17 protein-coding genes are annotated in these 17,660 nt (G+C 31.1%); 8 read left to right on the top strand and 9 right to left on the bottom strand.

Translation table 11 applies throughout. The annotated features are described in order from the left end of the window. Positions 1–690 carry an SIR2 family NAD-dependent protein deacylase gene (locus L1S33_RS07710; RefSeq protein WP_240552400.1) on the bottom strand — a complete coding sequence of 230 codons (690 nt, stop codon included), beginning with the start codon at positions 688–690 and terminating at the stop codon, positions 1–3. Positions 691–762: 72 nt separating this feature from the next. On the opposite strand from L1S33_RS07710, the gene L1S33_RS07705 reads away from it, so the two are divergent. Genes L1S33_RS07705 through L1S33_RS07690 form a run of 4 tightly spaced genes read left to right on the top strand, consistent with a single transcriptional unit; the run spans position 763 to position 2,478 of the window. Continuing rightward, on the top strand, positions 763–1,431 hold the full coding sequence (locus L1S33_RS07705; RefSeq protein WP_240553067.1) for a TrmH family RNA methyltransferase: 669 nt from the start codon (positions 763–765) through the stop codon (positions 1,429–1,431). A 29-nt stretch (positions 1,432–1,460) separates the two neighbouring features. After that, the gene (locus tag L1S33_RS07700) at positions 1,461–1,877 is read left to right on the top strand and encodes a VOC family protein (protein WP_240552399.1); all 417 of its coding nucleotides are present in this window, start codon (positions 1,461–1,463) and stop codon (positions 1,875–1,877) included. A gap of 8 nt (positions 1,878–1,885) precedes the next feature. Then, positions 1,886–2,092 (top strand): DUF1801 domain-containing protein, encoded by a 207-nt coding sequence (locus L1S33_RS07695; protein WP_240561902.1) that lies wholly within the window; start codon positions 1,886–1,888, stop codon positions 2,090–2,092. Next, positions 2,068–2,478, top strand: coding sequence for a YdeI/OmpD-associated family protein (locus tag L1S33_RS07690; protein WP_240561901.1), 411 nt, complete (start codon positions 2,068–2,070; stop codon positions 2,476–2,478). The genes L1S33_RS07695 and L1S33_RS07690 overlap by 25 nt, the downstream gene beginning before the upstream one ends. An 87-nt stretch (positions 2,479–2,565) precedes the next feature. Here the strand turns inward: L1S33_RS07690 and L1S33_RS07685 are convergent, their stop codons facing one another. The 8 genes from L1S33_RS07685 to porX form a co-directional block, all read right to left on the bottom strand. Further along, positions 2,566–4,053, bottom strand: coding sequence for a potassium/proton antiporter (locus L1S33_RS07685; protein WP_240561900.1), 1,488 nt, complete (start codon positions 4,051–4,053; stop codon positions 2,566–2,568). A gap of 294 nt (positions 4,054–4,347) precedes the next feature. Continuing rightward, positions 4,348–5,631 carry a threonine synthase gene (thrC, locus tag L1S33_RS07680; protein WP_240561899.1) on the bottom strand — a complete coding sequence of 428 codons (1,284 nt, stop codon included), beginning with the start codon at positions 5,629–5,631 and terminating at the stop codon, positions 4,348–4,350. A 2-nt stretch (positions 5,632–5,633) separates the two neighbouring features. Then, on the bottom strand, positions 5,634–6,563 hold the full coding sequence (locus tag L1S33_RS07675) for a homoserine kinase (RefSeq protein ID WP_240561898.1): 930 nt from the start codon (positions 6,561–6,563) through the stop codon (positions 5,634–5,636). Between the two features lie 3 nt (positions 6,564–6,566). After that, complete coding sequence (gene thrA / locus L1S33_RS07670) at positions 6,567–9,008, bottom strand: bifunctional aspartate kinase/homoserine dehydrogenase I (protein ID WP_240561897.1); 2,442 nt, start codon at positions 9,006–9,008, stop codon at positions 6,567–6,569. A 287-nt stretch (positions 9,009–9,295) separates the two neighbouring features. Beyond that, complete coding sequence (locus tag L1S33_RS07665) at positions 9,296–9,655, bottom strand: DUF4258 domain-containing protein (RefSeq protein WP_240552394.1); 360 nt, start codon at positions 9,653–9,655, stop codon at positions 9,296–9,298. A 39-nt stretch (positions 9,656–9,694) separates the two neighbouring features. Then, a complete protein-coding gene (locus L1S33_RS07660; protein ID WP_240552393.1) occupies positions 9,695–10,891 on the bottom strand; it encodes an alanine dehydrogenase in 1,197 nt (398 codons plus the stop codon). Next, positions 10,888–11,304 (bottom strand): tRNA (adenosine(37)-N6)-threonylcarbamoyltransferase complex ATPase subunit type 1 TsaE, encoded by a 417-nt coding sequence (tsaE, locus tag L1S33_RS07655; RefSeq protein ID WP_240552392.1) that lies wholly within the window; start codon positions 11,302–11,304, stop codon positions 10,888–10,890. The genes L1S33_RS07660 and tsaE overlap by 4 nt, the downstream gene beginning before the upstream one ends. 121 nt (positions 11,305–11,425) lie before the next feature. Next, positions 11,426–12,973, bottom strand: a complete 1,548-nt coding sequence (gene porX, locus L1S33_RS07650; protein ID WP_240561896.1) for a T9SS response regulator signal transducer PorX — start codon at positions 12,971–12,973, stop codon at positions 11,426–11,428. Between the two features lie 183 nt (positions 12,974–13,156). Between porX and L1S33_RS07645 the strand changes: the two genes are divergently transcribed. The 4 genes from L1S33_RS07645 to lpxA are packed head-to-tail and all read left to right on the top strand — an operon-like array spanning position 13,157 to position 17,634. Beyond that, positions 13,157–14,383, top strand: coding sequence for an HD domain-containing protein (locus L1S33_RS07645; RefSeq protein WP_240561895.1), 1,227 nt, complete (start codon positions 13,157–13,159; stop codon positions 14,381–14,383). A gap of 39 nt (positions 14,384–14,422) precedes the next feature. Beyond that, positions 14,423–15,463 (top strand): UDP-3-O-(3-hydroxymyristoyl)glucosamine N-acyltransferase, encoded by a 1,041-nt coding sequence (gene lpxD, locus L1S33_RS07640; protein WP_240552391.1) that lies wholly within the window; start codon positions 14,423–14,425, stop codon positions 15,461–15,463. Beyond that, complete coding sequence (locus L1S33_RS07635; RefSeq protein WP_240561894.1) at positions 15,456–16,847, top strand: bifunctional UDP-3-O-[3-hydroxymyristoyl] N-acetylglucosamine deacetylase/3-hydroxyacyl-ACP dehydratase; 1,392 nt, start codon at positions 15,456–15,458, stop codon at positions 16,845–16,847. Before lpxD ends, L1S33_RS07635 begins: the two co-directional genes overlap by 8 nt. Before the next feature lies 1 nt (position 16,848). Then, a complete protein-coding gene (gene lpxA / locus L1S33_RS07630; protein WP_240561893.1) occupies positions 16,849–17,634 on the top strand; it encodes an acyl-ACP--UDP-N-acetylglucosamine O-acyltransferase in 786 nt (261 codons plus the stop codon). The last annotated feature ends 26 nt before the right edge of the window (positions 17,635–17,660 follow it).

The raw sequence follows: 17,660 nt of genomic DNA, 5'->3' as shown, positions 1-17,660 counted from the left end.
TTAGCCTTTCTTCAATAATATTTCTAATAAAGTATCCGTTCCAGAACTTGCTACGTCTTTAATAATTGTCAAATTATTAAAATCATTTTTTGTTACAGAAGGTTTTGGATCTATAAAATAAATTGGTGTATTTGGTTTAATGTAATCTACCAAACCTGCCGCAGGATATACTTGCATAGAAGTTCCAATAATTACCAAAATATCTGCTTTTTGAGTAATTTCTATTGCTTTATCAAGCATCGGTACCATTTCTCCAAACCAAACAATATGTGGTCTTAATTGTTGGTTGTCTTCTGCTAAATCACCTAAAACAATATCTTTTTCTCTGTAAGTAACCAAAGTTTCATTTGCAACACTTCTTACTTTTAAAAGTTCTCCATGTAAATGTGTAACATTACTACTTTTAGCGCGCTCGTGTAAGTCATCTACATTTTGAGTAACAATTTCCACATTAAAATAAGCTTCTAACTTGGCTAAGTTTTCGTGACCTTTATTCGGTTGTACTTCTAATAATTGTCTTCTACGTTGGTTGTAAAAATCTAAAACCAATTCAGGATTTTTAGCAAAACCTTCTGGTGATGCTACTTCCATAACATTGTGGCCTTCCCATAATCCATCAGCATCTCTAAATGTTTGTATACCACTTTCGGCAGAAATTCCTGCACCCGTTAAAACAACTAAATTTTTCATCAATTATAAGTTATGAGTAAATTAAGCGAATCTCTCTTAGAACGTAAAAATAATAATTTTTATTTTTGTACTATGGCTAATAAAGATTTAAGAGAATATTTAGAAGGATATTTAACGGATAGGAGAAAAGCACTTTTTAAAACTGTTTTAGCAGAAAGAACACGTCATTTTACAGTTGTATTAGAAGACATTTATCAAGCCCACAACTCAAGCGCAGTAGTAAGAACTTGCGATATTTTTGGAGTTCAAGATTTATATACGGTAGAAAATAATTACATCAACAAAGTATCACGTCACGTAGCTAAAGGAAGTCAGAAATGGTTAGATTTTCACCGTTTTAAAGAAGATGGAGACAATATAGAAAATTGTTTTAAAGACTTACGCAGTAAAGGATATCAAATTGTTGGAACAACGCCACATACAGATACCGTTTTATCTGATTTTGATGTTACTAAAAAAACAGCCTTTGTTTTTGGGGTTGAAAAAGAAGGTATTTCTGATTATGTAAAAGATAATGCAGACGGATTTTTAAAAATACCAATGGTAGGTTTTACCGAAAGTTTAAACATTTCTGTTGCTGCTGCAATTATTTTACAAGATGTTACTACAAAGTTGAAGAAGACAGCTATTGATTGGCAACTTTCCGAAGAAGAAAAGGAAACTATTTATGCAGATTGGGTAGAAAAAACCATTAAAAACGTCGATAAAATCAAAGAACATTATTTAAATAAAAATAACTAACTTTAGAAAGAATTTTAAAAAGTTAGATTATGAGAAGTGATGTGTATTTATTTTTTGATGGAAATTGCGAAGAAGCAATGCTATATTACCAAGATATTTTTGATGGTAAATTTGAAATGATAATGCGTTATTCTGAAGGACCGCCAGAGTTTTCTACACCAGAAATAGCTAATAAAATTATGCATGCAACAATGTCTTTTGGTACAAATAGTCAAATAAAACTTTCAGATAGTTTTGAAGAACCATTAATTAAAGGAAATAATAGTAATATTTCTATTACGGCTGATGATGAAGAAAGCGGTTATGCAATTTTTGATGGTTTGGCTGATGGCGGAAAAACAACAATGCCATATGCTGAAGTTTTTTGGGGCGGAAAGTTTGGGAGTTGTATCGATAAATTTGGAATCCAATGGATGATTAGTGCTCCAAGTAACGATAATTCTTAAAATTTAAAATGGATTCGAGAGTAACAGAATTTATAACTTCTAAAGAAAAATGGACACAAGAATTAATATACTTGCGTACTATTTTATCGCAACTTCCTTTGACGGAAACCATAAAATGGGGTTCACCAACGTATAGTTACAAAGGAAAAAACGTGGTGAGTATTGCTGCATTTAAAAATCATTTTGGATTGTGTTTTTTCAAGGCGGCTTATTAAAAGATAAATTTAAGGTTCTAAGAAACGCACAAGAAGGTAAAACCCAAGCAATGCGACAAATGCGTTTAGAAACTGCTGCGGATATTAAAGAGGATATTATTAAATTATATGTTTTAGAAGCTATAGATAATATAGAAGCAGGGAAGGAGATAAAGCCAAACCGAACTACAAAACCACTTTTAATTCCTGAATTGCTAAAAGAAGTGTTTTCTAAAAACAAAGACATAAAAATAGCGTTTAACGAGTTTACAAAAAGCAAACAACGTGATTTTGCCGACCATATTTCTGGAGCAAAACGCGAAGCCACTAAATTATCTCGCTTAGAAAAAATTATCCCAATGATTTTACGTGGAGAGGGTTTACACGATAAGTATAAGAATTGTTGAGAAATTTAATGAAGTTCGCTAACGATCTAGTATAAGTATAGTAATGGATTTTTACGGCCTAATTTTTCGATTAAACCCGTTATATTTTTATACACTATTGGCTGCTGTGCTTTCTTTTATTTTAAGTATTTTATAAACTTCATCAAAAATCTTAGGTCTGTCAGCAAGAACAATCAATTTGTCTTGAACTTCAATTTTTGTTAAACCATTTGGAATTATGTAGCCCTTATCTCTTTTAATCATTGCTATTATCGCATTTTTTGGAAAGCCCAATTCCACAATTTTCTTTTCTACCGCATAAGAGTCTAAAGTTATCAAAACTTCTTTCATTTCTGCTTTGGGATTTTCTGCCAATAGCAAATCAGTAGCGTTCAGTTTCTTTTGTTTTTCAGGCAATCCAACATTTAGCCATTTTGCAACAATGGAAAGTGTGGTGCCTTGAAATAATATAGAAGTAACTGAAATAAAAAATACAATGTTAAAAATAATGCTTGCTTTATCAATTCCTGCCAAAAGTGGATAAGTCGCAAATACAATAGGAACAGCTCCACGTAATCCAACCCAAGAAATGTAAAATCTTCTTTTTAACCTCATTTTGAAAAATAGCAGGCTGATAAATACACCTATTGGTCTGGCAACAATTATTAGAAACAATGAAATGAGTAGTCCAATACCCATATGTGGAATAATTTCAGAAGGAAAAACCAGTAACCCTAATGTAAGAAATAGAACTATTTGCATTAACCAAGCTAAACCATCAAACATTTTTAAAATGGTTTTTTTGTGTATGAGGTCTTGATTACCTAGATAAACAGCACAAATGTAAATGGCAAGAAAGCCATTACCACCTACAAAATCTGTTGCAGAAAATGTAGTAAACATCAAAGCAATAACTAAAACAGGATAGAGTCCTTCAAAGTCAAGTTTGATTTTGTTAATGATATATTTACTACATATGCCAAAAGCAAATCCTGCAATTCCACCCAAAATCATTTGTTGTAAAAATAATGGGATTATAGATACAAAACTTTGGTCTTGATTGATAACCAAAGTTAAAAATGCAATAGTCAGCACATATGCCATTGGATCGTTACTTCCACTTTCCAATTCTAAAGTGGGTCTGAGATTAGTTTTTAGAGCAAGGTTTTTTGAGCGTAGAATTGAAAATACAGCCGCTGCATCTGTTGAAGATACAATTGAACCTAATAATAGACTTTCATAAATTGTGAAATCAGTAATAATCCAAACAAATGTGCCAAGAGAAACTGCTGTTAGTAAAACGCCTAAGGTCGATAATGCAATTCCTTCTCTAAGAATTGGTTTGACAGCTGCCCAATTAGTGTCAAGTCCACCTGAAAACAATATAAAGTTAAGCGAGACAATACCAATAAATTGGGCAAGTTTTGGGTCATCAAATTGAATACCACCAATGCCGTCAGAACCTGCCAACATTCCAATAGCCAAAAAGAGTAATAAAGTAGGAACACCAAATTTATAAGAAGTCTTACCTGCAAAAATACTTGTCAGAAGTAATAAAGAACCAATTAATAAAATATTTTCAATTGTTAAATTCATTCTTTTTTGTCTCTCTTTTCTGTCTCCACAAAGTTATGTTCTAAATTCAGTTAAGTTTTATTTTCTTGCCTTGTAGAACCGAAAATTATTCTCTTTTACAATATATTTCAGATTGTTCAGCATTCTAGCCAACTTTAACGCTGATATGTGTCGTTTTAATGACTAAAATCAATCGTTAGCGAAGTTATTGTTTTTTTATAAGAATATCAAGATCTTAAAACCTTAATTGTTATAAAAAAACCTCACTTCCAAAAATGGAAATGAGGTTTATAAATTTTATATCCTTGTAAATTCTTATGAATTTAAAAACTCTTTTAATTCGGTATAATTACTAACTTTTGTAGCAACTTTTACTTTATCAATTACAGATTTAATCTGCTCAGGAATTTCAACACTTACAGGCAATGTTTCTTCAACAATATCTAAAAACTTTACAGGATGTGCAGTTTCTAAAAACACACCAAAATCTGTATCGGCTAAATTATATTTCTTCAAACCTAAATATCCAACAGCTCCATGAGGATCTGCAACATAACCAGATGTTTTATAAATTTCTTTCATGGCTACTTTAGTTGCTTCATCTGTAAAAGAATACGAAGCAAAAGCTTGTTTTAATTCGGCTGTATTATTACCAAACAATTCTTGAATTCTAATAAAATTACTTGGGTTTCCAACATCCATTGCATTAGAAATAGTAGCTTTAGATGGTTTTGGATCGTATTTTTCAGTTGCTAAAAAGTTAGGAACTGTATCGTTTATATTGGTTGAAGCAACAAAATGCTTAACAGGTAAACCTAATTTTTGCGCCATAATTCCCGCACAAATATTTCCGAAATTTCCACTTGGTACAGAAAAAACGATGTCTTTATGTTTTTTATGTAATTGCTTATACGCAAAGAAAAAATAGAACATTTGTGGCAACCAACGTGCAATATTTATTGAATTGGCAGATGTTAGTGTTTTAGAAATTTCAGTATCTAAAAAAGCTGTTTTTACCATTTCTTGGCAATCATCAAAAACACCATCAACTTCTAAAGCTTTAATATTTTGACCTAATGTAGTTAATTGCTTTTCTTGAATATCACTTACTTTTCCGCTTGGATATAAAATAACAACTTCTACACCTTTAACACCTAAGAATCCGCTTGCAACAGCGCCTCCAGTATCTCCAGAAGTAGCTACTAAAACAGTTACTTTATCTTCATTATTCTTATTAAAATATGCTAAACAACGTGCCATAAAACGTGCACCAACATCTTTAAATGCCATTGTTGGTCCGTGAAATAATTCTAATGCACCAATGTTTTCTTCTACATTTACAATAGGGAAATCGAAAGACAAGGTTTCATCAATAATATTTTTTAAAACGTCTGTAGGAATTTCATCTCCAACAAATTGCTTAATAGCTTCGTACGCAATTTCTTCGTTAGAATAATTGGCAATATTTTTAATAAAATCGCTAGAAATAGGAGTGATGCTCTCTGGGAAATATAAACCTCTATCGGGCGCTAAACCGTTAACTACAGCACTTTTAAAGCTTACTTTTGGTGATTTATGATTAAGACTATAATAGTTCATTTTTATCTTTCTTCTAAAATTTTTATTCCTTCTGTATTAATTTTTGAACGATGCATATTAAAATCGATATTCGTGTTTTTATAAGCATTTTCAATAGATGCGTATACATCGTTTGCAATAGTTTCTCCTTTACATAACGCAAAAATAGTTGGTCCTGCGCCAGAAATTCCAGCACCTAAAGCACCTGCTTTTAAAGCTTCGCTTTTAACTAAATCGAAATGCGGAATTAAATGTTTACGAGCAGGTTCTACTATAATATCTGTTAATGAGTTAGAAATTAACTCGTAATTTTCAGTGTGTAAACCGCTAATTAATCCGGCCAAATTTGCCCATTGCGTAATTGCACTTTTTAACGGTACTTCTTTTGGTAAAACGTCTCTAGAATCTTTTGTTTTAACTTCCACTTGTGGATGAATGGCAACAACTCTTAATTCCGTTGGAACCGGTATTTTAATAATATCTAACGGTTCGTAACTTCTTACTAAAACAAAACCACCGTATATTGCTGCAGAAACATTGTCTGCAATTGCGCTTCCGCAAGCAGTTTCTTCTCCAATCATGGCAAATTTTGTTAATTCTAACTGAGAAAACGGATTTCCTAATAATTGATTTACACCAAAAGCAGCTCCAGCAGCACTTGCAGCGCTACTTCCCAAACCACTTCCAGGAGAAAAACCTTTGTGCATTGTCATTTCAATTCCAAAATCTACAGGATATTTTTCTAACATTGCCAAAGCAACAGCACCTGCGGCATTTTCTTTTGCATTTAAAGGTAAATTTGCGCCTGTTATTTCAGTAATTCTAACACCTTTTTCGTCGGTTTTAGTAAAAGTCATTTCGTCACCAACGGAGTCAATTGCTAGACCTAGCGAGTCAAATCCGCAGGAAACATTTGCTACAGTAGCAGGAGAAAATATTTTTAAATACTTCATTTTTTAGTTCTTTCCAATTCTAATTACATCTGCAAAAATACCAGAAGCAGTAACTTCTGCACCAGCTCCAGCACCTTTTATCAATAATGGATTTACTGGATATCTTTCTGTAAAAAATAACACAATATTATCACTTCCTTCTAAATTATAAAAAGGATGATCTGATGGAATATGTTGTAAACCAACTGAAGCTTTACCGTTTTCAAAGGTTGCCACATATTTTAAACGACAATCTTTGTCATTCGCTTCTTTATAGATATTCTGAAAATGAGCTTCAGATGCTGTTAAAGATGCGTAAAAATCGTCATTATTAGTTGTTTTAAGGCTTTTTTCTGTTAAAAATGAGTTGTTGTCAATATCAGAAAGCTCTAATTCGTATCCGCTTTCACGCGCTAAGATTAAAATCTTTCTGGCAACGTCAATTCCGCTTAAATCTATCTTTGGATCTGGCTCTGTAAAACCTTCTTTTTGAGCTTGTGCAACAACGTCATGAAAAGTAGTATTTTCATTAAAATTATTGAAAACAAAATTTAAACTTCCCGATAAAACAGCTTGTATTTTATGGATTCTATCTCCAGAAGCAATTAAGTTTTTTAAAGTGTCGATTACAGGTAAACCTGCACCAACATTAGTTTCAAACAAGAAAGGAGCATTAAATTTACGCGATACTCTTTTAAGTGTCTTGTAATTATCTAAACTAGAGGCACAAGCAATTTTGTTACAAGTTACTACGCCAATATTTTGTTCTAAATAATTTTGATAAACCTCCGAAACTTCTTTGTTAGCTGTGTTGTCTACAAATACCGAGTTACGTAAGTTTAATGCTTTAGTCTTATTAAAAAAGGCATCTAAAGATGTTTGTTCCCCATTTTCTAAGGCTTCTTTCCAATTTGTTAAATCTAAACCGTTTTCATTAAAAGTCATTTTTCTAGAATTTGAAATTCCAACAACTCTAATGTTTAGTTTTAAATGTTCTTTTAAATATGTTGTTTGTTTATGAATTTGTGCTAAAAAACGCTCACCAACATTACCAACACCAGTTACAAATAAATTTAACTGTTTTATGTTTTCTTCAAAAAACTGTTCATGTAATGTGTTTAAAGCTTTTTTGGCATCTGCACTTGTAATTACTGCAGAGATATTTTTTTCTGAAGCACCTTGTGCAATAGCTCTAATGTTTACATTGTTTTTTCCTAAAGAACTAAACATTTGTCCGCTTAATCCTTGATGATTTTTCATGTTATCACCAACTAAAGCAATAATTGCTAGGTTTTGTTCTACAATAACAGGATTTACTTTGTTTCTTTCAATTTCAAAAGCAAAAGTTTCATTAATGCTTTCCGTAGCTTGTTGAGCATCTTTATCAAAAATACCAATACAAATTGAATGTTCTGAAGAAGCTTGTGTAATTAAAACTACATTAATATTTTCTACAGATAAAGTTTCAAAAACACGTTTAGAAACACCAGAAACACCAACCATTCCGCTTCCTTCTAAAGTAAGTAACGTAATATCTTCAATATGACTTATACCTTTAACGCTACTATCGTTATTGGTTTTGTTGGTAATTAAGGTTCCTACATTGTCTGGTTCAAAAGTATTTTTGATAACAATAGGAATTTTCTTTTCTAAGGTTGGTTGAATTGTTGGTGGATAAATAACTTTTGCACCAAAATGAGATAATTCCATTGCTTCTTGATACGATATATGTGGAATTGGAAATGCTTCTTTTACAACACTTGGGTTTGCAGTGTACATTCCGCTAACATCTGTCCAAATTTGTAATTCTTCAGCATTTAAAGAAGCTGCATAAATTGCCGCAGAATAATCTGAACCTCCACGACCTAAAGTAGTTGATTGTCCGTTTTCTGTATTTGCTATAAAACCTGGTAATAATGTTACTTGGTTGTTGTTCTTTTTAAAGAAATCTTGACAGTTTTTCTCCGTTAATTTAAAATTAACTTGTGCATTTTCGAAACTGTTAGATGTTATAATTAATTCTCTACTATCTTTATAACCCGCATCTAATTCGTTTTTTGCAGCTTCAGAAATTATGTAAGAAGATAAAAGTTCACCAAAACCACTAATAGTTGCTAATGTTTTAGGTGTAATTTCTTCTAATAAGAAACAACCTTGTAGTAAAATTTCTAGTTTAGAAAATAATTTTTCGACCTTAGTTTTAACCTCATCTTGTCTTTCAGTTGCTATTAAATCTCTAATAACTTGAAGATGGTGTTGTTTAACCTCGTTAAAAAGTAAAGTATAGTTATTGTCTTTTGTAGCTGCTTGTTCTGCTGCTGCAATTAACTTGTTTGTGGTTTTTCCAAAAGCAGAAACGACTACTAATACTTTATTGTTTTCTGCTGTTTGTTTTACTACTTGTAAAACTTGTTGTATTGTTTGAGAACTGGCTACGGATGAACCTCCGAATTTTAAAACTTTCATTTTAAATATATATTGATAATTGTTATTGTTTTTTTTACTAGCCTATGTTTATTAGCTTTCGTTTGAAAGTATAATGATGACCTTAAGTTGATATGAAATTAATTACACCCTTAAAGGGTAATTGTAGAAATTGTGATAATAGCAATACGCCCAATCGTTATAATTGAGTTAGAAGTAGTTGTATTTTTATTAACGTTCACGCCTCAAAAGTAAATTATATTTAACAAAAAGACTATTCTTTTGAAAAATTATTTACGAAAACGTTTTAGGTGATAAGAATTAGCAATTTAATTGCTCTTTATTGTAATCTTATTTATTGTTGAAGTACTATCGCAACGTATTATGTATAAATCTAGCTTTTTTCCAGTAATATAATATTCTGGACAAGGTTTAATACGTGCTTTGCTTTTGCCAAAATTAACATCACCATTTTCTAAAACAGTAGCAATTTGAAGACTGTCAATATTATGTTTTGCCATTGTTATTTTAGCTTCATCAGAATATAAACGTTCTCTAATACGTATAGTTTTTAGCGTACGCGCATCCATACCGTAATTAAAAGTAACATCTTTTTTTGTCCAAAAGAAGTAAACAATTAAAGAACCAAGTGATAAACCAATAAAGTAATAAAAAAACCTTTTAAGCATGTTTTAAATTTGAACTGCAAATTTAATGGTTTTATTCCATTAAATAATCAATAAATTGATATCTCTAAATGGTAAGCTAAACCAATCTGCAACCGTTTTATTTGTTAAAATTCCGTGGTAAAAATACATTCCGTTTCGTAAACTTTTATCGTAACGCATTGCATTTTCAAATCCGCCTTCTTCAGCAATACTCAATAAATACGGTGTTAAAATGTTACTTATTGAAACAGAGGCAGTTCTAGAGTATCTAGAAGGTATATTTGGTACACAATAATGTATAACACCATGTTCTGTAAAAGTTGGCTTGCTATGTGTTGTAACGTTTGAAGTTTCAAAACAACCACCACGATCTATACTAACATCTACAATTACTGCTCCATCTTTCATTTTTTCAATCATGCCTTCAGTAACAACAACAGGTGAGCGATCTTTACCGCGAATTGCACCAACAGCAACATCGCAACGCATTAATGCTTTTGCCAATGTTTTTGGTTGAATTGTAGAAGTATAAATAGGTGATGGTAAACGATGTTGTAATGTTCTAAGTTTTGTTAGCGAGTTATCGAATACTTTTACTCGCGCACCTAGACCAATTGCAGAACGCGCTGCAAATTCTCCAACAGTTCCTGCGCCTAAAATAACTACAGATGTTGGCGGAACTCCACCAATATTTCCTAATAATAAACCGTTTCCTTCATTTATGCTGTTCATTAATTCTGAAGCAATTAAAATTGAAGCAGTTCCTGCAATTTCACTAAGAGACTTTACTATTGGATATACACCATGTTCGTCTTTTATATAATCGAAAGCAACGGCGGTAATTCTTTTTTTAGCTAAAGCTTCAAAGTATTTTTTGTTTTGAGTTTTTAATTGTAATGCAGAAATTAAAATGGCTTGCGGATTCATCATTTCAATTTCACTAATAGAAGGCGGTTCTACTTTTAAAATAATGTTGCATTCAAAAACTTCTTTAACATCGTACGATATTTTTGCTCCAGCTTCAGAGTATTCTTTATCGGCATAATTAGAGTTTTCTCCTGCGCCAGTTTCTACAACAATTCTGTGTCCATGTGCAACTAAAGCAGAAACAGCATCTGGCGTTAAACTTATTCGTTTTTCTTCGAAATGAGTTTCTTTAGGTAATCCAATAAATAATTCGCCTTTTTGCTTTTGAATTTCAAGCATTTCTGGCTGAGGCATTAAATCTTCCTTACTAAATGGCGAGTATAAACTCATGAGTTGGTTTTTAGTTGAATGTTGCGTTGTCCGTTTTCTAAAAGTGAAATATTAATTTCCACAGTTTCTAAAGGTAGTAAATTTTCTACATTGTTTGGCCACTCAATTAAACACCAATTATTTGAATATAAATAATCTTCAATTCCCATATCGTAAGCTTCTTCTTCTTGCTCAATTCTATAAAAATCGAAATGATAAACTGTTTCTCCTTTTGTAGTTAAATATTCATTTACTAAAGAGAAAGTAGGTGAATGGGCAACATCTTCGACACCTAATTGTTTACAGATTTCTTTTATAAGTGTAGTTTTACCAACACCCATTTCTCCATTAAACAACAATGTTTTATGTACTGCGGAAGTAATAATTTCTTGTGCAATTTCAGATAACTGCGCTATAGAATAATCTTTGTTCATTAATGCAAAAATAATGAAAACAACGATTAGTTTTTATAAAAAATATAAAACTCTAAAAACTCACCACAGAGTAAACATAGTTTTACTGAAAACTGCTTACTGAATACTGAAAGGCGCCAACTTATTTCGGTTCATAAATAGCACAAGGAATTATCATTTCTTCTAATGAAATTCCACCATGTTGATACGTGTTTTTATAATATTTTACAAAGTGATTGTAGTTATTAGGATAGGCGAAAAACATATCTTCTTTTGCAAAAATAAACGGACTATTAATTGCTATACTTGGTAAGAAAATGTCTTTCGGGTTTTTTACAGCAAAGACATCTTTTTCTTCATAAGAAAGACTTCTACCTGTTTTGTATCGTAAATTAGAACTGATGTTTTTATTACCAATTACCTTTGTAGGATGCTTACAATTTATGGTTCCGTGATCGGTTGTTATTATTAGTTTTTGACCTAATAATTTAGCTTTCTGAATAATTTCGAACAAAGGAGAATTCTTAAACCAACTAACTGTTAAAGAACGATACGCTTTATCATCTCCAGCTAATTCTTTAATTACTTCCATTTCGGTTTTAGCATGCGAAAGCATATCAACAAAATTATACACAACAACTGTTAAGTCATTCTGTTTTGTTCCGTTGTAATTATCGGCAAGTTCTTTTCCGCTTCGCAAATTGGTTATTTTATAATATTCGTGCTTAATATCTAAGTTTAAACGTTTTATTTGCGCTTCTAAAAATTCATTTTCATATAAATTTTTTCCACCTTCATCCATATCATTTTTCCAATAATTTGGATGTATTTTCTCCATTTCAGAAGGCATTAGTCCAGAAAAAATAGCGTTTCTAGCATATTGTGTTGCCGTTGGTAAAATGCTTAAATAAGAGTGTTCTTCCTCCTTTTTATAAAAGTTATTAAGTAAAGGTTCTAGAGTTCTGTATTGATCGAAACGTAAATTATCTATTACAATAAGTAGTGTTCCTTGGTCTTTGCTTAGTTGCGGAACTACAAAATCTTTAAATAATGTATGTGAAAAAGTAGGTCTATCTCCAGCAGTTAACCAATCTTGATAATTCTTTTTTACGAACTTAAAAAACTGTGTATTAGCTTCTTGCTTTTGACTTTCTAAAATTCCCAACATACCAGCATCAGAAATGGTTTCTAATTCTAATTCCCAATGAATTAGCTTTTTATATAACGTAAACCATTCTTCGTAAGAATTTACCATGGCTAAATCCATCGATATTTTTCTGAATTCTTGTTGGTAATTAGAAGTTGTTTTTTCAGAAATTAAACGTGAGTGATCTAGACTTTTCTTTAAACTCAATAAAATCTGATTTGGATTTACAGGTTTTATTAAATAATCTGCAATTTTAGAACCAATTGCATCTTCCATAATATATTCTTCTTCACTTTTAGTAATCATTACTATAGGAAGATTGGGTTGTTTTTGTTTTATTTCGGCAAGTGTTTCTAAACCTGTTAAACCAGGCATATTTTCATCTAAAAATACAATATCGAAACGTTTTTCATCAATTAAATCTATTGCATCTGTTCCGTTTGTGCTTGTTGTAACTTTATATCCTTTTTTTTCTAAAAATAGTTGATGTGGTTTTAATAAATCAATTTCATCATCTACCCAAAGTATATCTATTTGTTTCATAGTGTTTTATATATAAATACAAGCCAAATGTATGGTTCGTAATAATTATTTTAATTTTTTGCTTATTAATATTAAAAAAATAAGCGTCTACTAATTAACGTCAAAAAATAAATTTGTTGCGTTTTAAAAGCTTAAAATTACGTTAATAAAACGATTTTGTTAGATTTGCTAAAAATTATTGATTTGGCTAAACCGAAAAAAAATAAATTAAAAATATTAAACGATCCTATTTATGGATTTGTAACGATACCTAATTCGCTCATTTTTGATATTATTGAGCATCGATATTTTCAACGATTGCGAAGAGTTTCTCAAATGGGAATGTCTAATTTAGTGTATCCAGGAGCAAACCATACTCGTTTTCACCACGCAATTGGTTGTATGCATTTAATGCAGAAGGCAATACGCGTTTTACGTTCTAAGAATGTAGTAATTTCGGATGATGAAGCAAAAGCACTTTTAATAGCAATTCTCTTACATGATATTGGTCATGGAGCTTTTTCACACGCTTTAGAGCATAGTATTGTTAGTGGAATTTCTCATGAAGAGATTTCTCTGAAATTTATGAAAAAATTGAATGAAGAGTTCAATGGGAAACTAGATTTAGCTATTCAAATTTTTGAAGGAAAATACAATAGAAAGTTTCTAAACCAATTAATTTCAAGTCAATTAGATGTTGATCGATTGGATTATTTAAAACGAGATTCATTTTATACAGGTGTTACAGAAGGTAATATTTCTTCAGACAGGCTAATTGCAATGATGCATGTTAAAAATGATGAACTGGTAATTGAACAAAAAGGAATTTACTCTGTAGAAAACTTTATAATTTCTCGACGTTTAATGTATTGGCAAGTATATCTGCATAAAACAGGATTAGTAGCAGAAAATATGTTAGTTAAAGTGCTACAAAGAGCAAAAGAATTGGCAAAGAGTGGAGTAGAAGTTCCTGCTACAAAAGCTTTTCAATATTTTTTAAATACGGAAATTTCTGCTGATAATTTTTCAGAAGAAACATTAGAACTTTTTTCTACATTAGACGATTATGATGTGTTAGCTTCTATAAAACAATGGATGTTTAACGAAGATAAAGTACTGTCTAGCTTAGCAACAATGCTAATTAATAGGAAATTGTTAAAAATTGAAATGCAAGATAAACCCTTTACGAAAGAATATATTTCTAAAAAAGAAACAAAATATAGTGAAAGGCTAACACTATCTGATTCAGAAATTTCTTATTTTGTTTTTAATGATTCTACTTCTAATCAAGCTTATAATTCCGAAAAGCCAATAAAAATACTAAGTAAGAAAGGTAAATTAAAAGATATTGCATCTGCATCCGATCAATTAAACCTTCAAGCGCTAACAAAACCAGTGGTTAAGTATTTTTTATGTTATCCAAAGAAGTAATTTTAGATAAATGGTAGCTTTTTTATACATTTGCATTTGATGAAATTTACGGCCAAACAAATAGCAGAAATATTAGAAGGAGAAATAGTTGGTGATCCTAATCAAGAAGTCTCTACAATTTCTAAAATTGAAGAAGGAGAAAAAGGTTCTTTAACCTTTCTATCTAATCCTAAATATAATCCTTTCATTTACACTACAAAAGCATCTGCAGTTATTGTAAACAAAAGCTTTATACCAGAAAAGGAAGTTACAGCAACACTGATTAAAGTTAAGAATGCTTATAAATCTTTTTCAAAATTATTAGAGTTTTATAACGAAGCAAAAAATAATAAATCAGGTAGAGAAGAACCTCATTTTATAGCAAAATCTGCTAAAATAGGCAAAGAAGAATATATTGGAGCATTTGCTTATATCGGCGAAAACGTATCCATTGGTAAGAATGTTAAGATTTATCCGAACTCTTATATCGGAGATAATGTAACAATTGGAGATAACTGTACATTTTTCTCTGGCGTAAAAATATATTCAGAAACCATAATAGGAAATAACTGTAAATTTCATTCAGGAGTTATAGTTGGTTCTGATGGTTTTGGATTTGCACCAGATGATAAAGGCGAATACAAAGCAATACCACATATTGGAAATGTTATTATCGAAGACAATGTAGATGTTGGTGCTGCAACCACAATAGATAGAGCAACTTTTGGTTCTACAATTATCCGAAAAGGCGTAAAATTAGATAACCAAATTCAAATTGCTCATAATGTAGAAATAGGTAAGAATACAGTTATTGCTTCCCAAACAGGAGTTGCAGGTTCTACTAGTATTGGAGAAAATTGTATGATTGGTGGTCAAGTAGGTATAGTTGGTCATTTAACTTTAGGCAATAACTTAAAGATACAAGCACAATCTGGAATTTCTAAAAACTTAAAAGATGGTGAGAAAGTACAAGGTAGTCCAGCAATGAATTATTCAGATTACTTTAAAAGTTATGCGCTTTTTAAAAATTTACCTAAGATAGCAACAGTAGTTAATAAAATAGAAAAAGAGTTGAATACTCAAAAAATAACCAATGAGTAAGAAGCAAAAAACAATACAAAACGAAGTAACCTTATCTGGTGTTGGATTACATACGGGTAATAACGTAACAATGACACTTAAACCTGCACCTGCTAACCATGGTTATGCATTTATGCGTGTAGATTTAGAAGGGCAACCAACAATAGAGGCTAAAGCTGAGTATGTTACAAACACGCAACGTGGAACAAACTTAGAAAAAAATGGAGTTCAAATACAAACTTCAGAACACGTTTTAGCGGCAGCCGTAGGTTTAGAAATAGACAATCTATTAATAGAAATAAATGCTTCAGAGCCACCAATTATGGACGGTTCTTCTAAGTTCTTTATTGAGGCTCTTGAAAAAGCAGGATTAAAAGAATTAGAAGTAGATGTAGAAGAATATATTGTAAAGGAAATTATTTCTTATAAAGATGAAGAATCTGGAAGTGAAATAATTTTAATGCCTTCAGATGAGTACCAAGTTACTACTATGGTAGATTTTGGGACTAAAATTTTAGGTACTCAAAATGCTACTTTAGATCACATAGCTGATTTTAAAGAAGAAATTTCTGCGGCAAGAACTTTTAGTTTTTTGCACGAAATAGAAATGCTTTTAGAAAACGATCTTATAAAAGGTGGTGATTTAAATAACGCAATTGTTTATGTTGATAAAGAACTGTCTGAACCAACAATGCAACGACTTAAAAAAGCATTTAATAAAGAAGATATTAAAGTTAAGTCTAACGGAATTTTAGACAACTTAGATTTACATTGGGCAAATGAAGCTGCAAGACACAAATTATTAGACGTAATTGGAGATTTAGCTTTAGTAGGAACTCGTATTAAAGGTAAAGTTATAGCAAATAAACCTGGACATTTAGTAAACACCATGTTTGCTAAAAAATTAGCGAAACTAATAAAACAGGAAAAACGTAATAACGTACCAAAGTTCGATTTACATCAACCACCGTTATTAGATATCCATCAAATTATGGATATTCTTCCACACAGACCACCATTTTTATTAATTGATAGAATTATTGAACTATCAGATACTCATGTTGTTGGTATGAAAAATGTTACAATGAATGAAAATTTCTTTGTTGGGCATTTTCCAGGAGCACCAGTAATGCCAGGTGTTTTACAAGTTGAAGCAATGGCGCAATGTGGTGGTGTTTTAGTATTAAATACTGTACCAGATCCAGAAAATTATTTAACATTCTTCATGAAAATGGACAATGTTAAATTCAAGCAAAAAGTACTTCCTGGAGATACTTTAATTTTTAAATGTGAGTTAATTACACCTATAAGAAGAGGAATTTGTCACATGCAAGCCTATGCTTATGCTAACGGGAAAATAGTTGCTGAAGCAGAATTAATGGCGCAAATAGCCAAAAAGAAATAATATGAATCAACCATTAGCTTACGTTCATCCACAAGCAAAAATAGCTAGAAATGTTGTAATAGAACCATTTACAACAATACACGCAAACGTTACTATTGGTTCTGGAACTTGGATTGGCTCTAATGTTACCATAATGGAAGGAGCTAGGATTGGTAAAAATTGTAGAATTTTTCCAGGAGCTGTAATTTCTGCTATTCCTCAAGATTTAAAGTTTGATGATGAAGATACAACTGTTGAAATAGGAGATAATGTTACAATACGAGAGTGTGTAACTATAAACAGAGGTACAGCAGATAGAATGAAAACCAAAATAGGTGACAACTGTTTAATAATGGCGTATTGCCATATTGCGCATGATTGTATTGTTGGTGATAATTGTATTTTTTCTAACAATTCAACTTTAGCCGGTCATGTTACCATTGGAGACAACGTTGTACTTGCAGGTATGGTTGCTGTACATCAATTTGCTTCTGTAGGACAACATGCATTTGTAACTGGAGGTTCTTTAGTAAGAAAAGATGTTCCACCATTTGTAAAATCTGCCCGTGAACCTTTATCTTATGTTGGTATTAATTCAGTTGGATTAAGAAGAAGAGGTTTTTCAACAGAAAAAATTAGAGAAATTCAGAATATATATAGAATTTTATTTCAACAAAACTATAACTATACACAAGCTATAGATATTATTGAAGCAGAAATGGAGGCAACTCCAGAACGAGACGAGATTATTCATTTTATAAAAAACTCACACAGAGGAATTATGAAAGGATACTTTAAAGCAAATTAAAAAATAGAATAATAAATAATTGCATT

The organism is Tenacibaculum aquimarinum, assembly GCF_022478115.1.
In the GTDB taxonomy this organism is placed as follows: Bacteria; Bacteroidota; Bacteroidia; order Flavobacteriales; family Flavobacteriaceae; genus Polaribacter; species Polaribacter aquimarinum_A.
This window is presented reverse-complemented; position numbering and strand designations above follow the sequence as displayed.

Excerpts from the sequence above, each read along its gene's own strand:
- L1S33_RS07710 (WP_240552400.1), bottom strand. The coding sequence starts at position 690 with ATGAAAAATTTAGTTGTTTTAACGGGTGCAGGAATTTCTGCCGAAAGT.
- L1S33_RS07675 (WP_240561898.1), bottom strand. The coding sequence starts at position 6,563 with ATGAAGTATTTAAAAATATTTTCTCCTGCTACTGTAGCAAATGTTTCC.
- L1S33_RS07705 (WP_240553067.1), top strand. The coding sequence starts at position 763 with ATGGCTAATAAAGATTTAAGAGAATATTTAGAAGGATATTTAACGGAT.
- L1S33_RS07700 (WP_240552399.1), top strand. The coding sequence starts at position 1,461 with ATGAGAAGTGATGTGTATTTATTTTTTGATGGAAATTGCGAAGAAGCA.
- tsaE (WP_240552392.1), bottom strand. The coding sequence starts at position 11,304 with ATGAACAAAGATTATTCTATAGCGCAGTTATCTGAAATTGCACAAGAA.
- thrC (WP_240561899.1), bottom strand. The coding sequence starts at position 5,631 with ATGAACTATTATAGTCTTAATCATAAATCACCAAAAGTAAGCTTTAAA.
- L1S33_RS07685 (WP_240561900.1), bottom strand. The coding sequence starts at position 4,053 with ATGAATTTAACAATTGAAAATATTTTATTAATTGGTTCTTTATTACTT.
- L1S33_RS07695 (WP_240561902.1), top strand. The coding sequence starts at position 1,886 with ATGGATTCGAGAGTAACAGAATTTATAACTTCTAAAGAAAAATGGACA.
- L1S33_RS07660 (WP_240552393.1), bottom strand. The coding sequence starts at position 10,891 with ATGAGTTTATACTCGCCATTTAGTAAGGAAGATTTAATGCCTCAGCCA.
- L1S33_RS07665 (WP_240552394.1), bottom strand. The coding sequence starts at position 9,655 with ATGCTTAAAAGGTTTTTTTATTACTTTATTGGTTTATCACTTGGTTCT.
- porX (WP_240561896.1), bottom strand. The coding sequence starts at position 12,973 with ATGAAACAAATAGATATACTTTGGGTAGATGATGAAATTGATTTATTA.
- L1S33_RS07635 (WP_240561894.1), top strand. The coding sequence starts at position 15,456 with ATGAGTAAGAAGCAAAAAACAATACAAAACGAAGTAACCTTATCTGGT.
- lpxA (WP_240561893.1), top strand. The coding sequence starts at position 16,849 with ATGAATCAACCATTAGCTTACGTTCATCCACAAGCAAAAATAGCTAGA.
- thrA (WP_240561897.1), bottom strand. The coding sequence starts at position 9,008 with ATGAAAGTTTTAAAATTCGGAGGTTCATCCGTAGCCAGTTCTCAAACA.
- lpxD (WP_240552391.1), top strand. The coding sequence starts at position 14,423 with ATGAAATTTACGGCCAAACAAATAGCAGAAATATTAGAAGGAGAAATA.